This is a genomic window from Flavobacterium branchiicola (assembly GCF_018383905.1).
Classification (GTDB): Bacteria; Bacteroidota; Bacteroidia; order Flavobacteriales; family Flavobacteriaceae; genus Flavobacterium; species Flavobacterium branchiicola.
Genome location: NZ_JAGYWA010000001.1, coordinates 15,509 through 41,334, shown reverse-complemented (window position 1 = coordinate 41,334; position 25,826 = coordinate 15,509). Strand labels below are relative to the sequence as shown.

The window sequence follows — 25,826 nt, the reverse complement described above, 5'->3', positions numbered from 1 at the left end:
TGTTTAGTTTATTTTAGAAAAACTCAACCCAGAAGACAAAACTTTGATATGATTAAGTTGTGTTTTGTCAAATTCTTCAATGTCGATACTGTATACATTTTTAGAAGGAGTAGAAGAAAAATCATTTTGAGTACTTCCGCCTAGTATATATAATTTGTTATTATAATAATACATGCTGGAATTTTTTAATTGAATATCGACTAAATATTCTTTCAATTGCTTTGATTTAATGTCGTAAAGATACATTAGATTGTTTTCAAAAAAATAAATGATATTTTCATGAAAGGTTACTGCTGGTTTTTCTAATCCTGTAAATAATTCTCCTTCCGTCTGCCATTTTTCAGTTTTTAAATCAAAAGATTCAATTTGAGACAAAGGGTTTTCGTTGCTTCCTCCAATTAAATAAATTTTATCATTTATTAGAACGCCCGAAGTTTCTTTGGCGATTGGCATACTTGCGAGTTCGTACCAATAGCCAGAAGTGATGTTGTATTGGTGTACTTTATTGGTAAATGTCTTTATGTTTTTATCATTCATTTTTACTGAACCTCCAATTATAATAATATTATCATTGTAAGTAAATGTGGCAGCATTGGATGCTTGATGAGGATTTGTTTTGTCAATTGTAATGGTTTGGTTTTTAATATCAAATACTTCAATTTCATTTTGTAAATATTCGAAAATTCCATTATCAGAAATTTTTTTTCCCCCTAAAATGTAGATTTTGCCATCATAATAGTTTAGATTATGAAAGGCTCTTTTTTTGAATTTTACATTTAAATCTTCCCACGAATTATTTTGTATATCGTATGCCAATAATTTTTCTTTATAAGAGAAATAATTTGGATTAGTGCGAATTTCTCGCAAATAGTCTCTTAAAGTAAAATCTGGTCGTTCTCTTTTAACTTTTTCCCAAGGATCAACTACCAAACTTGCGTCTCCGCCTGTAACGTAGATTTTGTTGTCAATCAGAAGTGATCCAAAGGAAGCGATGTTGTAATTTAGAGAGGCTAACTTGGTCGAGTTTAATTTAGACTTTAATCTTAATTTATGATTAGCTGCAATAACCAGGCCTTTTAAGTTTTCTATATTTTCAGGAAGTAAAACTTTGAAGTTGGAATTTTTTAAATCTTTTAAAGCAATTTTTGTAGTTATAAAACCAACATGAGAAAATTGCAAACTATCAATGTCTTTAAAGTTGGATGGAAGCGTTATAGAAAACGCTCCATTTTTATCAGTCAAAGTTCCGGTGTTGGCGGGTAGCAGAGAAATATTTGTGTCTTCTACAGGTAAGTTATTCTTTTTAGAAATAACAACTCCTTTGATGTTCTGCGCTATTGATAAAAAAGGAAAAAGAATGAGGATTACAAGTAGTTTTTTCACAAGTTTTCTGGTTTTTAAGTTGATTTAAGCTAGTTAATAGTGGTTTTTTTGTAAAATCAACGGTTTCAAAAAGTTGGCTCAATTTCTATGCCGAGCTTGTTAATTTGAGGTGAATTAATTGTTAAAAATCATTGTTTTTATAGTTTTAAAAGTTAAATTCGCCTTTGGAGTAATATATTTGTGATTTTTAAGTTTAGATAGTATCAAATTTAAAAAATGGATGACAAATTTTAAAGGATAAATATGGTTTTTAGATTCATAATAGCATTGTTTTTTTTAAGCGTTGGAGCTTTTGCACAAGATAATTTCGTGAAGCACAAAATCTCGCAAGGAGAAAACCTTTCTGTTATTGCTAAAAAATACGGAGTAAAAGTAAAAGATATTACAGATGCTAACCCAAACGCTCCAAAAGTCTTAAAACTAAATTCAGTACTTTTAATTCCTGGTAAAAGTAAAAAGAAAACGACAGTTGCAACTACAACAAAACTCAAACCAGACGAAGTTGTTGTAAATACTTCTTCAGATACTCACGAAGTTGCACCAAAAGAAACACTTTGGGCAATTTCAAAAAAATATAATGTTTCTGTAGATGAATTGAAAAAAGCAAATCCATCATTAGAATCAGATGGCTTAAAAATTGGACAAAAACTTGCAATTCCTTCCAAAAACGCAATCGCACTTTCTGATAATAAAGTAAAAGCGGAAGAAATTTCAAAAACAGAGATTGTGCCGTCATCTGATGTGGAGGTAATTGTTGAGGTTCAGCCAAAAGAAACCAAATATGCCATTGCTAAAAAATACGGAATTACAGTTGCAGAACTGGAAAAGCAAAATCCTTTTATTAAAGGAAAACTAGCAGTGGGTTACGTTTTAAAAATAAAAACTTCTAAAGAAAAAGCCGATGCGGCTGCTGCTTTAAATCCAGTTCAGGATACCAATGAAATGAAGCCTCTTCAGGAAATTAATGTTCAGGTCGCTGATAATACAAGTGTTAAAAAAGATACAGCGTATGTTCGTGTAAGTAATCATTCAGAATTAATTGACCAGTTAATTTCAAACGCAACGCAAAATATAGGAACCCGTTACCGCTCTGGTGGAACTACTAAGGCAGGTTTTGACTGTTCAGGTTTGATGTTTTGTACTTTTGGTAATTTTGATATTAAGTTGCCTAGAAGTTCTATCGAACAATCGCGTATTGGTAATAAGGTGAATTCAGATTTGGCACAGAAAGGAGATTTAATTTTCTTCAGAACCAACGGAAGACGTCACATAAATCATGTTGGAATGGTTGTAGATGTTAACGATGGTGAAATTAAATTTGTACATTCTTCTACACATGGAGGTGTTATGATTTCTTCTACAAAAGAACCTTATTACGAAAGAGCTTTTTCACAAGTTAATCGTGTTTTAGAAGAAGATCTTAAGAAGCTATAGGATCTTCCCGATAAACTATTTTTTTGAATTCCTCTATAGGAAATGGTTTATTCAGAAGTTTATAGACATATTTGTTTTCATTAATCCGGTTAATTTCATCCGGATCCAGCGTTGAAGAAAGGACATAAATCTGAACTTCCTTTTTTAATTTATCATCAAGTTGATCAAACGCATCTAAAAAATCAAAACCATTCATTAAAGGCATCTGGATATCAAGAATAATGATCAATGGTTTGTTGGTTCTATTGTTGTCCCGAAGCCATTGAAGTCCTTCATATCCATCATTAGTAATGTGGATTTCCTCTATAAAAAGCATTTTTTTCAATAGCTGTTTAATGACAAGCTGATCAATCAAATTGTCTTCAATTAATAAGAATGAGAGTTTAGATTCCATAAAAATTGGGTATTGTTACGGTGAATTTACTTCCTATTGTACTCTGTGAGCATACGGATATGCTGCCTTTTATGTTTTCAACTGCTTCTTTTACAATGTAAAGTCCCAATCCGGAGCCTTTATTTTTATTAGTGCCAAAATACATTTGAAAGATGTTTTCTTTAAATTCATCTTTAATCCCGATTCCATTATCAGATACTTCGATTTTATGAAAACCATCGGTAAGCGATGTTTTAATAGAAATAAACATTTCCTGTTTACTATCATCAGCATATTTAATGGCATTAGAAATCAAATTTGAAATAATGATTTTCAGTCTTAAACCATCACTTTGAATTTCATCAACTAATAATTCTTGGGTAAAAGTAATTTTGTTGGCATTTTCAATATGCATTAACTGAGAAATAGCTTCTTCAAATAATTCTTTTAAACTTACCGGCTCCATGATGATTTGTGCTCTCTTATTTTTTGAGTAATCGATAATGTCGCTTATAAATTGATCTTGTTTCACAAGGCTTTGCTGCATTAAAGTCAGGTAATCTTTAATTTGATCAATATCATCTTCTAATTGCGTAATTTTTATCAAGCCTTTTAATGATGTAATAGGAGATCTTAAATCGTGTGATGCACTATAAACAAAACGATCCAATTCATGATTGGCCAGTATTAGATTTTCGTTTTTTACTTCAATTTCTTTTTTAGAAGTAATTAGGCGTTTTACCATTATAGAGTAATAGAGACAAACACTGCAAACAATAATTAAGATGAAAATAATATTTGCTTTAATAAGTAAATCTTTAATCTTACGGGTTCCCTCTCCTAAAGTATTAGAAAAGTTACGCTCGTTAATGGTAAGCTTTTCGCTGATAGAGCCAATTTGCTCCAGAAATTTTCTTTGCTCTTGGGGAGTTAGTGAATTATGAGTGATTTTTGCATTGATTTGTGTTCCAATAACAAATAATTCAAAGATTAAATTATCGCCTTGTTCCCATTCATGAATTGCTTTTGCTAAAAATGAAACGTGCTTAAAATTGTCGAACAACCAGACGATATCATCTAAATCATCCTGATGATTTCTTCCAATCAGGAACCCTTTTCGGGCAATTTTGTTGTCGCCCACTTTTAGCAACGTTATTCGAGCCAGACCATCACCTTGTGGGACTTTTAATTCTTCAAGATATAATTTCCATTGTTCCTGATCCTGAGTGTATAGATAGGTAATAAGATGTCTTGAAGCATCTTTTTGTCCCTTTGAGTAATGAGATTCGCCATTAACGTAAGCTCGATTGGCAGAAAGTATTTTAATGGTGAAAAAATTGATACAAATCAATAAAGCACAGGAAATAAATACGATTAACAAAAGTATAAATACATTTGGAAATCGTAACTTTTTTATAATTAGGATCTTGCGCATAGCTTTTTTTTGTAGGTTAATAATTTGATATACTTGTCAATGACAAATTTGTTCGCATTCGTTTTTTTTCTATTTAGATAATCGCTGGGGGATTGATTACTTAATAGTGTGAAAAATAAACAAATGTTAATAAAATTGATACTGTTTTATGATTTGATCCTTTCTATCAAATTTAATAAAAAAATAATGCAGTTTAACGAATAGTTGTTAATTTTCTTCTTGATATCGAAATTTCAGAATTAACTAGTTGATTTTAAGTGCGTTGAATTATATTAAGCATTATTCTTTCTCCTTTTTTAATTAAAAGTTAAAAAGAGGAAATACTTTGAATGCAAAAGACAGGGGCGATTTTTCTTCTTTTTTTGTTTAACGACAAAAATGCTTTGAGATTAGATGTTTTTTATAAATGGTGGTTTAGTTTTTATTTAATATAATGAAAAAAGAATGGGATTAAATTGTAGGAATTTGATCGTTTTTATTTTGTGGTAAACTTTTGTAAATGAAAAAGCTGTAAGTTTTTAGACTTACAGCTTTTGTTTTTAAATTGAGTTGGTTATTAAGTTTAATTATTGTCCCAGTATTTGGCACTAAGTTTAGGAAACATGACTTTTAAATCGTCGCTGTTTTCGTTCCATTCATTTCCCGTTGTATCAAATTTTTCCTGAAAAGTATAAGGCATTTTTTGACCTGTAAGTTCTTCAAAAACTATTCCGGGTAAGTAACCAAAACCTTCCCAGTCAAATTCTTCAATTAGATCTGTTTCGATTTCCACAAGAGATTCAGGATCATGTATAACTTTGTAATAAAAATTCTTGCCTTGCGCAATGACCCATTCGCGAAAATCGATAAAGTTATCGTCACTACAACCTCCATGAATAATATAAATTGCACCCCAAAGTTCCCAGGTATTAGCAAGACCTCTAAAATGTCTAAAACTATTGTCAAATAAAATTAACTCATCTGGTGTTAGTTTTCGGAGTTCGTTTGCTAATCCTTCCTGTTGTTCTTCAAAATTACCATTAGAGTCATCTTTTGTTTTTTGAATAATTTCCCAAAATAAATCTTCTTCCATTAATATTTCAAAGGCTGAAACATCTATCGTTTTGATATATTCTGAAGCCTCAGCTTTTTGCGTTTTGCCAAAAAATTTATCAAATATTCCCATAATCATTTTGGTGTTAGTTTTTAAAATATTTGAATATTAAAAGTTTTGTATTTCTATGCTTAACTTATTTGGGTAAATATTGGCTGTTATCTTCGTTTTCGAATTTTGATACTGCAATTTCGTCTTTAACAAGAACTAATTTTGATTGCTTTTGCGCAGCGGCTTTTTCAAATTGCGAACCTTTTATGACCGAATTTTTAATTTTAAACAGATTAATGCAAAAAAAGGCCAGACTTCCTATTCCTATTAATGCAAGTAGTATGTTTATAAAAATATCAGTTCCCGTTCGGTCTAAATTCTGAGCTAAAATAATCAGTCCCAATGCCGTAAAAATTAGACCCCAGTATTCCATTTTGATCCAAAAAAGAGTATGGTTGCTTTTGAAATTAATCTCTTTTCCTGTTTCTTTATCTATAAAAACGCGAAGAGTAGTATTCCATTTGATTCCGAAAATATAGCTAAAAATCCCCGCAATATACAATGGTACAATAAAAGTTAAGTCTATATAAGACTCTGGAAAAATTGAAATGCAAGTAAAAATTGCTATAAATAAAATTAATACAGAAAGAATACCTCTGCCGGACCAAACTATCATATTTGTTGTTTTAGTAAATTTGCTTACTTCTGTTTAAAGTCTTTTTTCAGCTTAGTTGGACTTTTTTGTTGATAAAAGGAAATTATATGGCTTAAGAATATACATTAATGAGGCCTTTAAAAAACTGAATGCCGCCAAATAAAATAGCGCCCCAAAATATAAAACCAATATCTGCAATTGTCAAAATTGAGCCTCCGCAAAACCATAAAGCGCCGTAAAGCATATCTTTTCTCGCTTTTTCATATTTGGCCTCCTGTATCTGAATCTCGAGATTTTCAACGATTAATCCGGGAATTTCTGCGCTTAGTCCTTGCTCAGTAAGTTTAGCTTTGGTTTCATAAGATGATTTGTTTTCATGCAAAAGCATGTTAGCCGCATAACTATAAAATTGATTGGCAACATCATCGTGCGATTCGGGTTTTGTGGTTTCCATGAATTGGTTTGGAGTGGTTTTGGTTTGGTTTATAGTTTTGTTTCCCAAATATAAATAGTTGAAATTACATATTTTTACGGGAAGCCGTAAAAGTAAATTTTTGAGCATAAAAAAAACTTCAAATTTTAAAGTTTGAAGTTTTTTTCCTTATTTATATAGGGTTTCCTTTGATATTTTTTTATAGGAAATTTATCTAATTTTGTTATTTTGTCTTAAAAAGTCGCATACATGAGCAATCGCTTAAAAGCATAAATAGAAGGAACATTTGGAAAAAATTGATTGATTCTTTTCTTAAATTCAGTTGATAATTCATTAAATTCCTCATAGCTTAAACGTTCCTGATAAACGGTTAATGCCGAACCGGAAATAAAATCAAAAAAAGAATCCTGATGAGTAGAAATAAGAGGATATACTTTTTGATATAAGACTAAATCTTTTCCTCCGCAATCAAAAAGAATTTTAGCATATTCATCTAAAGTAAGAACGGGCGAAGGTCTTGTCCAATAGTTTAAGTAAGAACCATAGGGTTCTTCCTGAACTAACTCCAGTAGTATTTTATTAAGAACATTTTCGGTTTGCTGCGGCATCTGTACAGCCAATTGGCCACCAGAATTGAGTCGTGATATTATTTTAGGGAAAAGGTCGTTATGATTATCTACCCATTGCAAAGCAGCATTAGAGAAAATCAGATCCCATTTTTTTTCCTGATCTAGTTGCTCCGGAATTGATAGTTGTTTAAATTGAATATTATCCTGAAGAGGCGTTTTTGCCAGCATTTCAGCAGAAGAATCAATACCTAAGACGTTGGCATTCGTTAACATGTTCGATAACTTCTGCGTTAGCTCACCAGTACCACAACCCAAATCGATAACTTCAAGATTTGGTTTGTCAACTATATGATTTGTCAGATCTTCAAACGGCTTATACCTGTCCTCTTTAAATTCGTTATATTTTTTAGGGTCCCAAGTCATGATTTTTCTTTTGTGAAGTTATAAATGAAAAGATAAGCCACTCTAAAAAGTTAGATTAACATAAGTTTTAATAAATTTAAAGCTGATTTTTTAAAAATCCAAGAATCTAACAATGGAATGATAAAATTTTAAAAAAAAGTATATCTTTAGCCAACCCAAAACCACAAAAAATGCAAGAAAACGACCAAGAACATTTTAAAAGAGAACTCGGATTATTAGACGGAACCATGCTTGTTGTGGGATCTATGATCGGATCTGGAATATTTATCGTAAGTGCAGATATCGCCAGACAAGTCGGATCAGCCGGATGGCTTACACTTATTTGGTTAATCTCGGGATTAATCACGATTATTGCTGCAGTAAGTTATGGCGAACTTAGTGCTATGTTTCCAAAAGCCGGAGGACAATATGTATATCTTAAAGAAGCCTACAATAAATTAATTGCCTTTTTGTACGGCTGGAGTTTTTTTGCTGTAATACAGACCGGAACGATCGCAGCTGTAGGGGTAGCATTTTCAAAATTTGCGGCTTATCTCTATGAACCTTTGAGTGACGAAAATGTACTGTTTCAATTGGGTTCGTTTAAACTCAATGCAGCACAAATTGTTTCAATTTTTACAATTGTATTACTAACGTACATAAATAGTCGTGGGGTAAAAAATGGAAAAATTCTGCAAACCGTTTTAACCATTATTAAAATTTTATCATTACTTGGACTAATCGTTTTTGGATTTACACTAGCTGCAAAAGCTTCTGTTTGGGATGCTAACTGGACAAATGCGTGGACACCTCGTTCTTATAATCCCGAAAGTGGTTCATGGTTTCCAATTGGAGGAAAAGCATTGATTACCGGAATCTCGGCAGCAATGGTTGGATCTTTGTTTTCAAGTGATGCCTGGAATGGCGTTACGTTTATTGCCGGAGAGATTAAAAATCCAAAACGTAATGTTGGTTTCAGTTTATTTTTGGGAACTTTTATTGTTACAATTATATATGTTTTAACCAATATCATGTATTTGGCTGTTATTCCGTTTGACGAAATTGCTACAGCAAAATCAGATAGGGTAGCAGTGGTAGCGTCACAATATATCTTTGGAAATATCGGAACCCTGATTATCGCCATTATGATTATGATTTCGACTTTTGCGTGTAATAACGGTTTAATTATGGCAGGAGCAAGAGTTTATTATACAATGGCTAAAGATGGTTTATTCTTTAAAAAAGCAGCTGTTTTAAATGGATCAAGTGTACCTGCATGGGCGCTTTGGGCACAGTGTGTTTGGGCGTCGGCTTTATGTTTAACAGGTAAATATGGAGACTTATTAGATTTCGTAATCATAATTGTATTGATTTTTTATATTCTGACGATCTACGGAATTTTCATTTTAAGAAAGAAAATGCCAGATGCAGAAAGACCATATAAAGCTTTTGGGTATCCTTTTTTACCATTTCTTTATATTATTACGGCAACTGCAATTTGTATTTCCTTATTGATAACAAAATTCTCAACCTGTGGCTGGGGTGTATTAATTATGTTAACCGGAATTCCGGTTTATTATTTAACCAAACCAAAAGAAGAATAGGGTTTTGTTTGAAATTTAAAGTATCATGTTAAAGACCTTATAGATAAAAAAGGCGTCTTGTTTTTAGCAAGACGCCTTTTTGTTTTATGTACATTTTAAAAGTTTGTTATCTATTTTGATTTGTAAAATTTGCATGTAAAAACAAAAAAAGAACACTTCGGTTAAGAAGTGTTCTTTTTAAATGTAAATAATCTCAACGAGCTTGTAGTTTATACTTCTACAGTCTCGTTTACAGATGATTTTATTGTTGAATTAATAATAGACAAAGTAAGAGGATCTGATTCTCCGGTAAAGAAAGCATCCAGTATTTCCTGAAATACAGGATTCGTATTTTCAACCATAGAAAAAAGTGTCATTGATGAACGTAATTTACGAGCATCTAAATCTCCTAAAATCCCATCAGCAGATTTCATCCTGAAGGTTAACAAAAGTTCTGAAATTTCAATTAGATGTTTTCCTAATATCGGATGTTCCAAAAATTCAGTTGCTTCCTTTAAATCGGCAATTGCATAAAGATTGGCTGTATCACTTTTTCCTAACCCTTTTATTTGCGGAAAAATGAACCACATCCAGTGTGTTTCTTTTTTCCCTTTACTGATTTCAGAAAAGGCGGTAAGGTAAAGTTTGTTCTGCGCATCTAAGAAACGCGATAAATCATTGTTAGAATAAGCCATTATGGTATTGTATTTAAAAAAAGGTTGCAAAAATAGTAAAAAAGAAAGGGTCTGCCTAATAAAAGGTTCATACAGTGCGTGTTTTAACTTTTTAAAGAAGTAATATCTTACGGTTTTTTTAGAACAAAAAAATATTTTAAGCGATTCAATTCTATAAAAATCAAAGATTTCGATTGGTTCTTCTAAAGGTAAGATTGATCCTTGGCAAAACATCTCGTGCTGTTTTCGGAACCTGATGCTGCCAAAAACTATTGGTTGTTCCGGCCATTAATAAAAAAGAACCGTGATGCAGCGGAATCTCAATTTGAGGTATATCTTTCCTGAATTTATGTCGGAGTCTGAACATTCTGGTCTCTCCAAAAGTTACAGAAGCAATAATAGGATTTGGGCCTGAATTATGTTCCTTATCGCTATGCCAGGCTACACTATCATTACCGTCTCGGTACAAATTTAACAAGAGACTATTAAAATCTACTTCCGTTTCTTTTTCTACGCGACCCCGAATAGTTAATAAATCATAGGTCCAGTCGGGACCTTTTTGATCGGCGCCGGGATTGTCTTTGTCTTCATACCAGGAAATCATTCTTGGGGCTGTAACGATTTTATCAAACATTTCCATTTCGTATTCTCTCCATTTGGTTTGGTGGAGTAATTTTTCATAAAAACGATCAGATTCTTCTTTGCTAAAAAAATTATCAATTAAAATTAATTCGCAATCAGGCAGATCGTATATAATTTTGCCACTGCTGCCTGGTGTAAATAATTCGGTATCGCTAAATAGTGTCATAATTCAGATTTTAGTTTTACAGCTCTATTTTAAATTTTATTCGGTTTAGGAAGCTTTATTTAGAAATTGTTTGTTAAAAAACACTTTGCCCGGATGTTTTTCAGCGTAAGCAAAAATTAAATGTTCAATATATTGATTGCTCTTATAAGGCGTAACATAACTTTTTACGTCTTCAGGATCATGAATAGCAACATCTCTCGGAATATAGCCCATTCCATGAAAATGCCCGTTTTCAATCCAGATACAGCTTCGCTCGTCGTTAGATCTTCCTTTGTCAATTATGGCAAAACTCGGTCGGTTGTTTAATAAATAATCAATTGCATTGTCTACTTGTTCGTTATGTATAATTGGATCAGGTAATTCTTTTTGCTCATTATTGTAGAAAAATTCACCTTCTTCGGGTCTTGAATATTTACAAAAGCGATGATCGATTTCAAATTGTTCTGCCAGACTTCGCAATAAATGAATACCGGTATATTGGTTATTAAATTCATGAATACAGATTTGAAATTTACTCACTTTCCCAATTGCCAGATATTTGTAGCCGTTCCGGGCTTCGTATTGATAGATACCAAATTTGGCTTCAAAACGTTTTAAAGCCCTGTTATAAGTCGGCCATAGTTTTTTGATTTCGGTACATTCTAAAAGCAGTGCCATTAACTCGGTTGCACAAACTTCAAAAGAAATCCCATGAATATCTCTTAAAAAATGCTGTCTCTGCGGATTGATATTATTGCCCGTAAAATGCGATGTTACCCGTTTTTTTAAATTAATGGCTTTTCCAACATAAATCACTTTTTTTGCCTGATTGTAGAAATAATATACTCCGGGTTTATCAGGTAAATTATTAAAATCATCTGGCGAAAGATTTGGCGGTAATCGTTGGTCTGGTGCTGTTTTTTTAATCATTTTATCGATTTCTCCAGCATCATCCCATTCCAATAAAAGAGAAAATAATAAAGCAGTTGCATCGGCATCTCCGCCAGCGCGGTGTCTGTTTTCTAAAGCAATATTTAAAGAATTGCAGAGATTTCCTAAACTATAAGAACCTAATCCCGGTTTGATTTTTCTGGCAGCACGAACAGTACACAACTTTCTCGCCGTCCATTTAAAACCCGCTTGTTCCAATTGATGATGTACAAACGAATAATCAAAATTGACATTATGCGCAACAAAAATACGATCTGTCAACATCTCTAAAACTTTCTCAGAAATGTCATCGAAGATAGGCGCATTGGCCACCATTTCGTTATTAATTCCCGTCAATCCAAAAATAGAAGGCGGTATATCCTGCTCTGGATTAACAAGCGTTTCATAACGATCAAGGACATTTGTACCGTCATGAATAATAATGGCAATTTCTGTAATACGGCTTCCACTGGCATTACCGCCTGTGGTTTCGATATCGACTATGGCATATTCCTGATTCTTCATTTGTATATAACGTAAAATGTTCTATTTCTGTTGTTTACTAATTATGGCGCCTAAACCCATAAGTTGTTCTTTTTTAATCTCGCAAAGTCGCAAAGTCGCAAAAGCTTTCTCTTTTTTTCTTTAAGTTTTATAAATAAAAACTTTGCGCCTCTGCTTCCGATAGCTATCGGGATTGCGAGCAATTTTTTTCATCGCTTAAGAATTAAATTTCATTCGATGTCTCGGAAGATTAATTTCATGTTCCGATGGATAAGGCTTTCTGTGTGTCATGCTGATATCTTCTTTAATCTGATTTTGTGTTCGATACTGATCTTTAGCATCCATATATCGCGGATCTGGAATAAAAGGCATTTTTGCCATTTTAGTAATCGTTATGGTAGGGAAGTGGTAATCGACTTCGACATTGCCTAACAAAAGATAACAGCCTCCGCCCTGAAACGGATATTGCGCCAGACTATCTGGAAAATGTACCGTATCAAAATAAGTGCCTTCGTGATCAATCCAGGTTCCAAAATACATTGCTCCTTTTTTTGTCGGAACGTGTTTTCTCGAAATTAAATACGCCAGCATTCTGATTTGCTTTTTATGATATTTTACTAAATCTTTCGCCATAATATCACCGCGATGTTTGGTTTGTAAAAGATCGAAAACCGTACATGAAACCGGAAAACTCAAAAGTTCGATTTCATCAAAAGCATCTTCAAAAATAGAACGTTCTAAAACGGGCAGTTTAAACTCTTTGGCGGGTTCTTGTAAAAGTTTTAAGTTTCTGTTTTCGGGTTTGTAATTGTTTAAAAGCAAACTCGCAACCACCAAAAGCTGATTTTTTGTTTTTCCTGTAAAGCGGAAAGCGCCAATAAAAATCAATATTTTAACACCTTCAATTCCAATTGGAATGCGATTAATGAAATTTTCTAGAGAAAGATATTCGCCATTTTTATCTCTTTCAGATTCTATTAAATGTGCCGTTTTTGATTCTAGACTTTGAACGTGCATAAACCCTAAATAAATGTCTTTTCCGTACAAAGTCGTTTGATATTCGCTTTTATTCACACACGGATTATGGACAGTTCCTCCAGACATTCTGGCTTCGTGTACATAAACTTCAGTTCTGTAAAATCCGCCTTGATTGTTAATTACCGCTGTCATAAATTCGACTGGATAATTGACTTTCAAATACAAACTCTGATAACTTTCAACAGCATAAGAAGCAGAATGTGCTTTACAAAAAGAATATCCCGCAAAAGATTCAATCTGACGGTAAATTTCCTGACTCAGACTTTCGGGATGCCCTTTTTGAGCACAACTTGCAAAGAAATTATCTTTTACTTTTTGTAAAGCTTCCAGAGATCTTCCTTTTCCAGACATGGCACGACGCAGAATATCACCATCAGGAGCGGGAAGTCCGCCGTAATGTTGGGCGATTTTAATTACATCTTCCTGATAAACCATAATGCCATACGTTTCGCCAAGATGCTCCTTAAAAACGTCATGAAAATATTCAAACTGATTTGGATTATTATGACGAAAAATATACTCTTTCATCATTCCGGATTGTGCAACGCCGGGACGAATGATAGAGGAAGCAGCAACTAGAATTTTATAATTATCACAATTCAATCGGCGTAATAATCCGCGCATTGCGGGACTTTCGATATAAAAACAGCCAATTGTATTTCCTTTTGCCAAATAAGAATTGCAAACGGCTTCATCTTTAGAAATCGAAGTATTGCGAATATCAACTTTTACACCGCGATTTTTTTCAATCAGTTTTACGCTGTCGTCAATATGTCCGATACCGCGCTGACTTAGAATATCAAATTTGTCAAAACCAATTTCTTCGGCAATATGCATATCAAAAAGCACAATTGGAAAACCTTTTGGAGGCATTTCCAGCGGTGTGTAATTGGTAATAGGTTCTTCAGAAATAATGATTCCACACGCATGCATACTACGCTGATTTGGATATTTGTTCATCATATGTCCATATTCCTGAACCATTCTGACAATTTTATTTGTAGGATGAAGCTCTTCAGGATTTTTTGCCAGAATATCCAATTCTTCTTTCGGAAGGCCAAAAACTTTTCCAACTTCCCTGAAAATTGACCGGTATTTAAATTCAACATTAGTTCCGCAGAAAGCGACATGATCTTTACCGTATTTTTCGAAGATATATTCTAAAATTACATTGCGTTCCTGCCAACTCCAGTCAATGTCAAAATCAGGTGGACTTTTTCGGTTAAGATTTAGAAAACGCTCAAAATACAGATCGAGTTCGATAGGGCAGATATCGGTAATTCCGAGGCAATAAGCAATAATGCTGTTGGCGCCACTTCCACGCCCAATGTGCATAAAACCTTGACTATTGCTGTATTGAATAATATCCCAGGTAATTAAAAAATAACCACTAAATACCAGTTCATCAATAACTTTTAATTCTTTTTCTACGCGTTTTTTAGCAATTGGATTTTCTTTTCCATAACGCCATTCAAAACCTTTTTCGGCTAATTCAGTTAATTTTTCTAAATCTTTTTCACGGCTTCCAGTAAAGAATTTTTTATTTCTTTTAATTGAAAAATCATATTGAAAATTGCATTCGTCAATGATACGCTGTGTATTCGAAATGATCTCAGGATATTTTTCATAAAAAGGCAAAAGAGCGTCTAAAGGTTTTATAAAATCAGAAGTTTTGCAATAATCCGTTTCGGTAAGTTTTGACAGAATGATATTCGTGTCAATTGCTCGAAGTACTTTATGTAGATTATATTCTCTTTTATTGCTAAAAGTCACGGGTTGTAAAACCACCATTTTAGCGATTTTATTTTTATGTTTTGAAGTTAGAAGCCCTGAAACTTCTTCGGGACGAACTCCGATATATTCATTTTCATGAAGCATTTCCGGAGCATTTTCTAAAGTATAAAACACAAAAGCCGATTCAAATTTTGGAGCGCGGAATGGCAACGTTTCTCCGCTAAAATTACGGTCCGTTAAAAAACGATTCATTTCGGCTAAACCTTCGGCATTTTTAGCCAAACCAATATATCGGAATTCATGATTGCAGCGAAATTCCATTCCGACCAAAGGCTTAATGCTTACTTTTTCACATGCTCTTATAAAATCATAAATTCCCGTAACGGTGTTAATATCAGTCAAAGCCATTGCTCTTAAACCATGCGAGACAGCCTGCTCGATAAGTTTATCAAGCGGAATCGTGCCATAACGCAGAGAATGGAAAGAATGACAATTAAGATACATTATTTGGTACGTTTTAAAATTTCGTCTTTAGTATTAGGTTTAAAATGCGCTCCGGCGCAACGCATTACGGCATCAAAACCGTAACGGCTTTTCATTTTATCCATTGCTTCATAAAGTGCCAGCATTTCCTGAGTATCTTCAAAAAGATCAATTTGATACGTTCCGCGCACCAATCCGCTAAAGCGAACGCCAATCAAGCGCAGACGCATACGACGCTGGTATACTTTTTCAAAAAGCTCCATTACAGCTTTAGTCAAAATATGATCGGCAGAGGTATAGGCTACTCGACATTGTTTGGTTTCGGTATCAAAATTGGCGTAACGAATTTTAACCGTAACCGTTGAAGTCAGCCATTGTTCTGAGCGCAATTGAAAAGCCAGTTTTTCGACCATTCCCAAAAGCACTCTTTTCAGTTTTGCAATATCAATAGTATCTTGAGAAAAAGTATTTTCTGTCGAAATAGATTTTCTTTCGCTATAAGGTTCAACAGGCGTATGATCTATTCCGTTGGCTTTTTTCCAAATATCTAAGCCATTTTTTCCAATCATTTGCTGTAAAACTTCAGCAGGCATTTCGGCTAAAGTTTGAATTTTACGAACACCAATTCGGGACAAAAGCTGAAATGTTACGGTTCCGACCATCGGTATTTTCTGAATCGAAAGCGGATTTAAAAAAGTCTGAACACCTTGTTCCGGAATTTCAAGATTTCCTCTAGGTTTACCTTCGCCTGTTGCAATTTTAGAAACCGTTTTATTAACGGATAAAGAAAAACTAATTGGAAGTCCGGTTTCTTTAATTACTCTTTGTGCCAGTTCATCCGTCCATTTGTAACTTCCGTGAAAACGGTCCATTCCGGTAATATCCAGATAAAATTCGTCGACGCTTGCTTTTTCTAAAACAGGCGCTTTTTCCTGAAGAATTTCGGTCACATCATGAGATAATCGGGAATACAATTCCATATCACCTTTGATAATTTTTGCCTGTGGGCAAAGTTTCATAGCCATTGCAATTGGCATGGCAGAACGAACTCCAAATTTTCGGGCTTCATAAGAACAGGAAGCCACAACACCGCGATCTCCACCACCTACAATAAGCGGAATTCCATCGAGTTGCGAATTTATGAGTCGCTCACAGGATACAAAAAAGGTATCCAGATCCATATGTACAATTGCCCGTGCCATTTTTCCTTTTGTTTTTGTATGGAACAAAATTAGTACAGGTGATAACAATTTTTTGTATATTTGCTGTTCCAAATTATAACAAATTTATTATGTCCTTATTTTCAGACAACATCAGAGCGTTAAGGGTTAAGCATAAAATATCTCAGGAAAAATTAGCTGAAAACCTTAGCATTACCAGAGGCAGATACGTAAAATATGAAGACGGAACTTCAGAAGCTCCGTACGATATTTTGAAGAAGATTGCGTTATATTTTCATATGAGTATCGACTTGATATTATCTGTCGATATTCGAAAAATTGATGTGCAAAATTTGATAAAGCTCGAAGGCAATCGACTTATTTTACCCATTCAAGTGGATAGTTTTGGAGAAAATTTTATTGAAATTGTATCTCAAAAAGCAAAAGCAGGTTATCTAAACGGCTATGCTGATCCGGAATATATTGAAAGTTTACAGCAGATTACACTTCCGTTTTTAGGACCTGGAAAACATCGCGGATTTCCCGTTGAAGGTGATTCAATGCCTCCACACGAAGATGGTTCTATTATTATTGGCCGTTATGTAGAAAAGCTTGGAGAGGTGATGGATGGAAGAACTTATATTCTGATTACCAAAAATGAAGGAATGGTCTATAAGCGTCTCAATAAAAATAAAAAGAACGCCTTGGTTTTAGAATCCGACAATAGCTTTTATCCAAATTATGAAGTGAAAGCTTCTGATATTTTGGAGATTTGGGAATACGAATGCAACATTGGTCGTTCAGATAAAAAACAGGAAATGACAGAAACCGGGGCAATGAAAGATTTGCTTTTAGAATTGAAACGTGAAGTTCGAGAGATTAAGAATAATACTTCGAATACATAAAATGTCAATGACAATTTCAAAAATCAATTTCAATTTTCAACAATAAGAAAATAATCAATTCTGGTTTTAAAGTCCCGGAGGGACGATTTATATTGTAGAGCCGGATTTTAATCCGGTTTTTTTTATGGAACAATATAATCGTCCCTACGGCTTTGTATATTTGACTGGATTAAAATCCAGCCCTACAATATTTACCAAACCTGCGGTTCTTTTATTTAAAATTTAAATTTCATGAATTCTGAAAGATACAAATGGACAATACGATTTTTAATCTTAACGCCCCTTCTTTTATTAGCTACAATGATTATCGCGGGTGGAGGACATGGATTTATTCAGCCTGTTTTTGCTTTGTTTCCATTCGCGACTTTCCAATGTATTTGGTCAAAAGATCTTTCTTTTATAAATTTTATAATTGGGGTTGTTCAGTTTCCTATTTATGGTTTATGTATTGACAAATCAAGTAATAAAATCAAAACATGGATTATAATTTTAATTCTGCATATTTTACTAGCAGGATTGATTTTTGTGTTTGCGAGTGAAAATTGGAAGTAAAATATTTTTAATTCCCCTTCACAATTGCCGATGCAATTTGCCCGCAATGATGCGAATTATGAAAAAGAATGATAGAAAGTAATTTCATTCTGGGAACCGTTCCTAAAAATGAAGTTTCGACATCTTCAAACCAATCCTGATCAGAGGAATTTTTTATCAGATCTTCGAGCGTTTTGTATCCTTGTTCCATAAAAGTATGACTGGTTTGAAGATCATAATTTTTTCCTGTATCAGATTGCCCGATTGTTGTGTTTTCGACATCCGTTTTAACTCCGAAGAACTCTCCTAATATATTTGCCGTTTCGCCAATATGTCTGTAAATAAATCCAACCGAAGCCGTTTTTTCATTCAATCGAAAACGACTGTTTTCAGGAGTTATTTTTTTAAATGTGGCATTACAGACAAAGCGATTATGATCTAAAAGATCAAGTAAGATTTGTTTTTGCATGATTTCTAATTTGTTTAATTAATCTTTCTTTTTATTTAAAATAGTTTCCAGTCTGCTAAGTTTGTTTTCCCAGAACTGGTCAAAATGACTAATAAGCGCTTTAACATCATTAAATCCTTTTTGATTTAAAACACAATGGCGCTCCCGTCCAATTTCCTGAATAGAAATAAAACCTGCCTGCTGCAATATTTTAATATGTTTTGAAACCGCAGGACGGCTCATATCAAAGTTTTCAGCCAACGCATTTATATTATACGTCTCTTTAGTAAGCAATTGCAGAATTTGCCTGCGGCTTGGATCTGCAATTACTTGTAAAGCATCAAGATTAGGTAGTGACATTATTTTTCATTTAAAAGATTCTCTACTTTTTCCATTTTTTTCAACCAGCCTTCTGTCATTCCGGTTAGGATAGAAACATTTTCGTCTTTAAATCCGGTATGAAGCAGATACAATTCGGTACCCTTATCTTTCTTTTCCAAAGTCCATTCGACAATAGTATCAAAGATAGTTTCATCATTTCCTGGTCCGCCTTTCCAGCTGTAAACAAGCTTTTTGAAAGGAACGATCTCTAATATTTTACAATGAAAAATTCCGTCAAGATTTAAACTTGGAATGGGATTGGTGCGAAATGTAAAATGATGCCCTAAAACGAGTTTAAAATCATTTGGCATAATCCATTGTGCAATTAATTCTGTCTCCGTAAGATACATCCATATTTCTTCAGGAGATTGGTTATAAAACCATTTGTGGTTAATTTCTGTTTTCATAGTTAAGTAACTTTAAGGTTACGCAAATTTATATGTAACTTTTGAGTTACGCAAATATTTTTAAATATTTTTTTATGAAGGCTATTCAGTATAAACTATTTAACTTTACTGATTAGATGAAAAAAAGAGATAAATGAACATCCAAAAAGCCATAACCGAAGATAATATTTTACTAACAAAAATCACCAAAAAGTCAAAAGGCTATTGGGGATATTCTGAAGAACAAATTTTGAAATGGAGTAACAATCTAACAGTAACTGCAAATTATATTGAAAAGAATAATGTTTTTAATTTAGTTGATGAGAATCAGATCATAGGTTATTATTCGTATCTAAAATTGGAAAATGATCAGGTAGAATTAGATAACTTATTTATTTTGCCCGAATATATTGGGAAAGGATTGGGTTCGTTCTTAATGAATGATTTTCTGGAAAGAATGCGAAATGAAAAATGCAAAAGAGTTATTTTGGACTCAGAACCCAATGCCGAACAATTTTATCAGAAAATGGGATTTGAGAAAATCGGTGAATTTGAAACTTCAATAAAAAATAGATTTATGTCGATTATGGAAATGAATTTTTAAAGGTTCTAAGGGACTGAGATACTAAGGTTCTGAGGTTTTGTTAGGATTGAATAAAAAAATTTCGCCACGAATTACACGAATTAGCACAAATTTTTATTTTAAAATTAACTAAAAATATAATTCGCGAAAATTGGTGTAATTCGTGGCGAAAAAGACATAAAAAAAAATCTTTGTAATCCTTTTAATCTGTGGCTAAAAAAAATTAAAAAACCTTCACAAACCCCAAACCATATTGCTGTCCATTATAAAAAGGCATAATCATAGAAGTCGATTTATTTTCTGCAGACGATTTGAAGAGTTTTTTTGTGATATACGGATTAATCCAATACGCAATTTTGGTACTCATAATTCCGATTCCCGCTCCGGCAGCAACATCGGTCAGCCAATGGCGATTGTTGTAAATTCTGAAAAGTCCGGTTCCGGTTGCAACAGCGTAACCTGCAATTCCGTACCAAATCGATTTGTCTTTATATTCCTGATATAAAAATTCGGCTCCGGCAAAAGCAGTTGCTGTATGTCCGGAAGGGAAGGAGTTGTTTGAACTTCCGTCAGGTCTTTCTTCATGCACAATCGATTTTAAACCCAAAACTGTCGAAGCCATAATAACATACGAAGTCACAAATATAACCGAACGATCGCGCATATTATTTTTTCCTTTTATACCAAAAGCATTCAAGGCATAAACAGATGCTGCAGGTGCATATTGAGAAAAGTCATCAATTGTGATTTTCTCATCAATATCTTCAGTGACTTCTTTTTTGATCTGCGAGTTAAAACTCAAAAGCTGATCACTTTCTAAACCAATTACGCCATAACCAATTAATACTGTTGGAATAATTAATTGTTTGTAGCTAAATTTTAAAGGATTGGAAGTACTGTCAATTTTTACAATAGAATCATTTTGCTGTGCATTTGCAGAAAATAATCCGAAAAGAAATACCAGAGAAATCGTTTTGTAAAACATCTTTCGTTGTTGTTATATAGTACAAAATTAACGAATGTTCGATCCAAGTATTTTGGCCTTAATTGAACCTTAAGCGAATATTAATCAAGGCAATGGCAATGACAAATTTCAATAGAAAAAAATGTTGGGTGTAATTATTTTGAACACATAGAAACATAGATTATTATAAATATTGCTAAAAAGGTTTTAAAAAGAAACTAGTTTCTAACACATAGCTATGTTTGTTAATGCAAGTGAAACGCCTTTTTATAGGCAAAAAAAGCTATGCTTCTATGTGTTAAAAGTTTTTTTTTAATTACATCCAACGGGTTAGAAAAAATAAATTTAAACTTTCAACGTAAACCAAAAAGTACTGCCTAAACCTAAATTACTTTCTACGCCAACATTTCCGTTTTGAGCTTCAATAAATTCTTTACTAATGGCTAAACCCAATCCTGTTCCGGATTTCTGACTGCCCGGAATTTGAAAATATTTATCAAAAACTTTGTCTTTATATCTCGGTTCAATTCCTTTTCCTGTATCGATAACCTGAAAAACCATCTGACTATTTTCTTCTTTTAATTTAATAAGAATCGTACTTTTTTCAGAAGAATATCTGATAGCATTCGACAAATAATTAATCAAAACCCAGCCTGTTTTTTCGGCATCGGCTTTTACATTTTTAAGATTTTCATTTGCATCAATAATCAATTGAATTTGCTTTTGATCGGCCTGAACTTTTACGGCTTCTACAGCATAATTTACAATTTCATGCGGATTGCTTTTTCCGATATTTAACTGAATATTTCCGGTTTCTAACTGCGATAAATTCAGTAATTCTCCTGTGATTTTCAATAAACGCTGACTATCGTCTTTAATGCTTTCCACCAATTGTTTCTGATCGTCGTTCATATCGCCCGTTTTGGCATTTTCAAGCAATTGAAGACTTAACTTTATAGATGCAATCGGCGTTTTTAATTCATGAGAAACGGTGGCAATAAAATTGGTTTTAGCAAAATCCAGTTCTTTAAAAAGCGTAATATTTCGCAGAATAATAACGTCACCAATATTAATTTCTTTTTCTTCTCCAGTTGGCGTTATCGTGATACTGTGAATTTCTTTTTCGAAATAACTTTCCTTTCCGTGAGCAAAAATTTTGAGAGGTTGTTTTTTCGGAGTTTCACTTTCTTTCAGAATTAAAGAACGAATTAAATCATTAGAAACAGCCAATTCAGACGCAGATTTCCCGATTATATCTTCCGATTTCAAACCAATAATTTTCAACGCTTCATCATTGGCAAACAAAATAAAACCTTCATTATCTAAACCAATAATCGGATCATTCATATTATTGATCAGCGTTTCGAGTCGTTTTTTCTCAAAAAGAAGTTTATAAACATTACTGTCGTGATATTCTTCGAGTTTTTGCGCCATGGTATTAAACGATTTGGCAAGATCTCCAAATTCGCTATGACTCGTAAAATGAACACGTTCTGAATAATTTTTATTAGCAATTTCTTTAATACTCAGCGTTAATTCCTTAATCGGATTTGCAATATTATTAGGCAGATTAACCAATAAATTAAAAGCAATTAAAAAGCACAAAGTTCCCACGATAGCGATCGAAAGATTAGCCGTTTCAGCAGTATGTTTTGCAATATCGCTTTTCTGTTTTATGGCATCGAGATTCAGTTTCATGATCGCAAAAATATCCTGACGAATTTGCGTTTTTACAGCTTCATCAGCACTATTTCTAGCTAAAAGAGTAAAACTTTCTTTCAGTTTTTCGGTCGCTTGTTTTTCGCCTGGTTCCGTAATATTTTGAGTTTGCTTTTCGAGATTCTCTTCAAAATTCTGAATTGTTTCTTTAGAATTTGATTTCATTCCGTCCAAAGCAAAAATCATATTTCTGGAATATTCCAGCGTATTATAATTCGATTTTAGAATATTCTCGGTGTCCTGCTTAATCAAAAAAACAGAATAAGCACTCACTAACGAGAGAATGATGATCATTAAAAATAACAATCCAACACCCAGATTCAATTTGGTTTTAATTCTCATAAGAGTTGTTTTTAAAACAAGTTTTTTTATTTTAACATTAAGGAATTAAGTGAGTTAAGCTTTTCTTTGGTTGAAGATCATTAAACTTAATGTCTTAAGGTTTTGATTATATTCAGCACTAAATCTTAATTTTCTTAATCTCTTAATGGTGAAAAATTAAGACAAAATAACAAGATCGACATTTGATAAAGACAGTTTGTTTAACAGACGCCTGAAAATTGTTGTAGACAAAATTACTTTAAATAAATTCAAATGCGGTTTCCCGATGCAGACAGTTGTAATCTGTTTTTCCACGACAGTTGTCAAAATCGCATTGGCAATATTTGAATTTTCTACTTTAATAACTTCCGCGCCCAGTTGAACAGCGAGTTTAAAGTTATTAATTAAATGCCGTTGTTTATCAAGAGCAATTCGTGTACTGCTTTCCTGTGGAGTTTCGACATACAAAACATACCAGCTTCCGTTGTAATAACTGGCCAATCGAGCTGCTTTTCGAATTATAATTTTAGCGGTTTTATCGTTACTGCTAATACAAGCTAACAATTTTTCGTGCCTTAAAGCATGTAGATTAGGAACTTCACTTTCTACTTTTCGAACCACTTGGCTTGCGACTTCTTTCAAAGCCAATTCACGAAGTTGTAGAATTTGTTCCGACTTAAAAAAGTTCGTTAAAGCCGTCTGAATTTTATCTGCCGTATAAATTTTACCTTCCTTTAAACGGGCAATCAAATCTTCCGAAGTCAAATCAATATTCACTACTTCATCAGCCAGACGCAAAACATTATCAGGAATTCTTTCCTGAACGTGAATTCCGGTTATGCGTTTCACAGCTGAATTTAAGCTCTCAATATGCTGAATATTAACGGCCGAAATCACATTAATTCCAGCTTCCAGAATCTCCAGAACATCCTGCCATCGTTTTTCGTTTTTGCTTCCCTCGACGTTTGTATGCGCCAATTCATCAACGATAACCACTTCTGGTCTAAGGTTGATGATCGCCTGAACATCGAGTTCTTCGAGTTCTTTTCCTTTATAAAAAATAGTCCGCCTCGGAATAATCGGCAGACCAGACAATAACTCATGCGTTTCCTTTCGCATATGCGTTTCGATGTAGCCAATTTTTACATCGATTCCGTTTTTCAATAACGAATGCGCTTCCTGAAGCATACGGAAAGTTTTGCCCACACCAGCGCTCATTCCAATGTAGATTTTAAATTTTCCTTTCCGTGATTTCTGAATCAAATCCAGAAAATGCTGTGCGTTATTTTCGTTTTCCATTTTTTTGGGTTTTAACCATTAAGACATTAAGTGAATTAAGCTTTTCTTTGTGTATAGAACATTAAGCTTAATGTTCTTTATTCTAGATTAAAACTAGACGCAAAAACTTAATTTACTTAATGTCTTAATGGTAAAATAATTTCAATGTTTAGAAAGAAATCGCCAAAGCAGTTGTTACAAAAGTATTCGTATCTGTTGGCAGATTGTTTTTGGTAAAAATTTCATCCTTGCTGGACAAGTTTCTCGCTTCAATTCTAAACATAACATTGTCAGTAATTAAGTAATCAAAGTTAGCTGAAAATCCGTAAGTTTTAAATCCGTTTGGCGTTTCTGTAGCGATAATTACACCTTTTTCATCACTGTAATATTCACCTCGTGCCGCCAGCTGAATCTTATCTGTCGGTTTGTATTGCAGAATCAAAACAGGCGAAAACCAAGTATCATATTTATTACTGTTTTTAGCCGATTGTTGTGAACCAACATCAAAACCAGCCGTTACATTTGTTTTATCGGTTACTTTAAATTGTCCGTAAAAGTTGTTGAAGTAGCGCCATCTTTTATCAATATCTGGTTGCTCATTTCCAACATAGGTACTCCAGTTCAAAATAACTCTGTCCGAAGGTTTGTAGGTAACCTGCGTTCCAAAAGCCGGAGTTTGATTTCCGTCGATTTTCTGAATTCTCTGCCAGCCGTTCAAATACATCGCAGCCAAATACCATTCGCCGGACTCAGATGTATAACCAATTTTCACACCCGCTTCATAATAAGGCGAATTCTCAGCAAGAATACTTCTGGTTAAAGTTGGGCAGTCTTTTCCAATTGCACTTTCAAAACCAATGTGTGCTGGCATAATTCCCGCATCAATCCATAAATTATGCTTTTGAGAAATCTTCACACCAACATTCGCTTCATAAATATTTTTAAGTAAATCCTGTTCAGCCGACATATTATATTGTGCATAAGTTCCCGCCATCAAAGCAAAATTTCCTCGCACATTTCCTTTTGAGTAATTCACTTTCGCCAAACCCAAATTAAGGTTCACTTCATTGCTTCGGTTATAATTATAAAAAAATCCGGGACGCGTATGATCTTCCGGCTTCCCAAAATCATAACTATAATAAACATCTACATATCCCGAAAATGTAAACGGACTTTTAGATTCTTCTTGTGCATTTAAATTGCTAAAACCAAAAGCGATTAAAGCAGTAAGTATAATTTTTTTCATTGTTAATTGTGGTATTCAAACCCAAAAGGGCTAATTAATTATTTAGTAGATTTTTTAGGAGCTAATCCCGCTATCCGTTTCAATCTTTTTCTGGCTAAAGGAGCCAAAAAAAGGATTTCCACTACTATCGGGGCTAGGGCATTTGGGGTAAAAAAGGCGTGTCATTTCCTGCAAGGTTTTTAAAATCTTGTAGGTATTTAATTTTTTAAAGCTTAGTTTTTACGTTTAGTTTGTCATTTCGACGAAGGAGAAATCGCACTAGAAACTCCGCACAGTTAATGGCCAATCTTTGTCGATTTACGAGTGTGATTTCTCCTTCGTCGAAATGACATAAAATGACTGAATAACTTCGCTAAACCTACAAGGTTTTGAAAACCTTGCAGGAGACTTAGAATCTTAGCGA

General features: G+C 33.5%; 24 protein-coding genes. 5 read left to right on the top strand and 19 right to left on the bottom strand.

What is annotated here, in order from left to right:
- Positions 1-3: 3 nt before the first annotated feature.
- The gene (locus KHA98_RS23040) at positions 4-1,383 is read right to left on the bottom strand and encodes a kelch repeat-containing protein (protein ID WP_213254204.1); all 1,380 of its coding nucleotides are present in this window, start codon (positions 1,381-1,383) and stop codon (positions 4-6) included.
- A 243-nt stretch (positions 1,384-1,626) separates the two neighbouring features.
- Here KHA98_RS23040 and KHA98_RS00175 point away from each other — a divergent pair, with 243 nt between their 5' ends.
- Entirely contained in the window at positions 1,627-2,817 is a 1,191-nt protein-coding gene (locus KHA98_RS00175) for a C40 family peptidase (RefSeq protein WP_213254202.1), read from the top strand.
- Here KHA98_RS00175 and KHA98_RS00170 read toward each other — a convergent pair.
- The 6 genes from KHA98_RS00170 to KHA98_RS00145 all read right to left on the bottom strand — a co-directional run bounded on the left by KHA98_RS00170 (position 2,804) and on the right by KHA98_RS00145 (position 7,789).
- Positions 2,804-3,211: a response regulator gene (locus KHA98_RS00170; protein ID WP_213254200.1), complete on the bottom strand. Its 408-nt coding sequence runs from the start codon at positions 3,209-3,211 to the stop codon at positions 2,804-2,806. The genes KHA98_RS00175 and KHA98_RS00170 overlap by 14 nt on opposite strands.
- Positions 3,201-4,625 carry a sensor histidine kinase gene (locus tag KHA98_RS00165; protein WP_213254198.1) on the bottom strand — a complete coding sequence of 475 codons (1,425 nt, stop codon included), beginning with the start codon at positions 4,623-4,625 and terminating at the stop codon, positions 3,201-3,203. Before KHA98_RS00165 ends, KHA98_RS00170 begins: the two co-directional genes overlap by 11 nt.
- 562 nt (positions 4,626-5,187) lie before the next feature.
- Positions 5,188-5,796 carry a DUF4240 domain-containing protein gene (locus tag KHA98_RS00160; RefSeq protein WP_213254196.1) on the bottom strand — a complete coding sequence of 203 codons (609 nt, stop codon included), beginning with the start codon at positions 5,794-5,796 and terminating at the stop codon, positions 5,188-5,190.
- Positions 5,797-5,854: 58 nt separating this feature from the next.
- On the bottom strand, positions 5,855-6,385 hold the full coding sequence (locus KHA98_RS00155; RefSeq protein WP_213254194.1) for a hypothetical protein: 531 nt from the start codon (positions 6,383-6,385) through the stop codon (positions 5,855-5,857).
- 91 nt (positions 6,386-6,476) lie between these two features.
- Complete coding sequence (locus tag KHA98_RS00150; RefSeq protein WP_213254192.1) at positions 6,477-6,818, bottom strand: hypothetical protein; 342 nt, start codon at positions 6,816-6,818, stop codon at positions 6,477-6,479.
- A gap of 212 nt (positions 6,819-7,030) precedes the next feature.
- The gene (locus tag KHA98_RS00145; protein WP_213254191.1) at positions 7,031-7,789 is read right to left on the bottom strand and encodes a methyltransferase domain-containing protein; all 759 of its coding nucleotides are present in this window, start codon (positions 7,787-7,789) and stop codon (positions 7,031-7,033) included.
- A 170-nt stretch (positions 7,790-7,959) separates the two neighbouring features.
- Here KHA98_RS00145 and KHA98_RS00140 point away from each other — a divergent pair, with 170 nt between their 5' ends.
- Positions 7,960-9,372 carry an APC family permease gene (locus tag KHA98_RS00140; RefSeq protein WP_213254190.1) on the top strand — a complete coding sequence of 471 codons (1,413 nt, stop codon included), beginning with the start codon at positions 7,960-7,962 and terminating at the stop codon, positions 9,370-9,372.
- Between the two features lie 209 nt (positions 9,373-9,581).
- Here the strand turns inward: KHA98_RS00140 and KHA98_RS00135 are convergent, their stop codons facing one another.
- From KHA98_RS00135 to dinB, 5 genes are all read right to left on the bottom strand, one after another.
- The gene (locus KHA98_RS00135; protein ID WP_213254189.1) at positions 9,582-10,046 is read right to left on the bottom strand and encodes a DUF1810 domain-containing protein; all 465 of its coding nucleotides are present in this window, start codon (positions 10,044-10,046) and stop codon (positions 9,582-9,584) included.
- A gap of 160 nt (positions 10,047-10,206) precedes the next feature.
- Complete coding sequence (locus KHA98_RS00130; protein ID WP_213254188.1) at positions 10,207-10,833, bottom strand: alpha-ketoglutarate-dependent dioxygenase AlkB family protein; 627 nt, start codon at positions 10,831-10,833, stop codon at positions 10,207-10,209.
- 45 nt (positions 10,834-10,878) lie between these two features.
- The gene (locus KHA98_RS00125; RefSeq protein ID WP_213254187.1) at positions 10,879-12,267 is read right to left on the bottom strand and encodes an exonuclease domain-containing protein; all 1,389 of its coding nucleotides are present in this window, start codon (positions 12,265-12,267) and stop codon (positions 10,879-10,881) included.
- A gap of 195 nt (positions 12,268-12,462) precedes the next feature.
- Positions 12,463-15,522 (bottom strand): DNA polymerase III subunit alpha, encoded by a 3,060-nt coding sequence (locus KHA98_RS00120; protein ID WP_213254186.1) that lies wholly within the window; start codon positions 15,520-15,522, stop codon positions 12,463-12,465.
- Entirely contained in the window at positions 15,522-16,703 is a 1,182-nt protein-coding gene (gene dinB / locus KHA98_RS00115; RefSeq protein WP_213254184.1) for a DNA polymerase IV, read from the bottom strand. Before dinB ends, KHA98_RS00120 begins: the two co-directional genes overlap by 1 nt.
- Positions 16,704-16,792: 89 nt before the next feature.
- Between dinB and KHA98_RS00110 the strand changes: the two genes are divergently transcribed.
- Together KHA98_RS00110 and KHA98_RS00105 are read left to right on the top strand one after the other, a co-directional pair.
- Complete coding sequence (locus KHA98_RS00110) at positions 16,793-17,566, top strand: XRE family transcriptional regulator (RefSeq protein WP_213254182.1); 774 nt, start codon at positions 16,793-16,795, stop codon at positions 17,564-17,566.
- Between the two features lie 231 nt (positions 17,567-17,797).
- Positions 17,798-18,118 (top strand): hypothetical protein, encoded by a 321-nt coding sequence (locus tag KHA98_RS00105; protein ID WP_213254180.1) that lies wholly within the window; start codon positions 17,798-17,800, stop codon positions 18,116-18,118.
- Positions 18,119-18,125: 7 nt separating this feature from the next.
- Here the strand turns inward: KHA98_RS00105 and KHA98_RS00100 are convergent, their stop codons facing one another.
- Genes KHA98_RS00100 through KHA98_RS00090 form a run of 3 tightly spaced genes read right to left on the bottom strand, consistent with a single transcriptional unit; the run spans position 18,126 to position 19,333 of the window.
- Positions 18,126-18,566 carry a DinB family protein gene (locus KHA98_RS00100; RefSeq protein WP_213254178.1) on the bottom strand — a complete coding sequence of 147 codons (441 nt, stop codon included), beginning with the start codon at positions 18,564-18,566 and terminating at the stop codon, positions 18,126-18,128.
- An 18-nt stretch (positions 18,567-18,584) separates the two neighbouring features.
- Positions 18,585-18,905 (bottom strand): ArsR/SmtB family transcription factor, encoded by a 321-nt coding sequence (locus KHA98_RS00095; RefSeq protein WP_213254177.1) that lies wholly within the window; start codon positions 18,903-18,905, stop codon positions 18,585-18,587.
- Positions 18,905-19,333, bottom strand: coding sequence for an SRPBCC family protein (locus KHA98_RS00090; RefSeq protein WP_213254175.1), 429 nt, complete (start codon positions 19,331-19,333; stop codon positions 18,905-18,907). The genes KHA98_RS00095 and KHA98_RS00090 overlap by 1 nt, the downstream gene beginning before the upstream one ends.
- 133 nt (positions 19,334-19,466) lie before the next feature.
- Between KHA98_RS00090 and KHA98_RS00085 the strand changes: the two genes are divergently transcribed.
- Positions 19,467-19,916 (top strand): GNAT family N-acetyltransferase, encoded by a 450-nt coding sequence (locus tag KHA98_RS00085; RefSeq protein WP_213254172.1) that lies wholly within the window; start codon positions 19,467-19,469, stop codon positions 19,914-19,916.
- Positions 19,917-20,118: 202 nt separating this feature from the next.
- On the opposite strand, the gene KHA98_RS00080 is transcribed toward KHA98_RS00085, so the two are convergent.
- The 4 genes from KHA98_RS00080 to KHA98_RS00065 form a co-directional block, all read right to left on the bottom strand.
- Complete coding sequence (locus tag KHA98_RS00080; RefSeq protein ID WP_213254170.1) at positions 20,119-20,880, bottom strand: phosphatase PAP2 family protein; 762 nt, start codon at positions 20,878-20,880, stop codon at positions 20,119-20,121.
- Between the two features lie 324 nt (positions 20,881-21,204).
- Positions 21,205-22,920 (bottom strand): sensor histidine kinase, encoded by a 1,716-nt coding sequence (locus tag KHA98_RS00075; RefSeq protein ID WP_213254168.1) that lies wholly within the window; start codon positions 22,918-22,920, stop codon positions 21,205-21,207.
- Between the two features lie 156 nt (positions 22,921-23,076).
- Complete coding sequence (locus KHA98_RS00070) at positions 23,077-24,198, bottom strand: sensor protein KdpD (RefSeq protein ID WP_213254166.1); 1,122 nt, start codon at positions 24,196-24,198, stop codon at positions 23,077-23,079.
- A gap of 148 nt (positions 24,199-24,346) precedes the next feature.
- The gene (locus KHA98_RS00065) at positions 24,347-25,423 is read right to left on the bottom strand and encodes a porin (RefSeq protein WP_213254164.1); all 1,077 of its coding nucleotides are present in this window, start codon (positions 25,421-25,423) and stop codon (positions 24,347-24,349) included.
- Positions 25,424-25,826 lie beyond the last annotated feature (403 nt).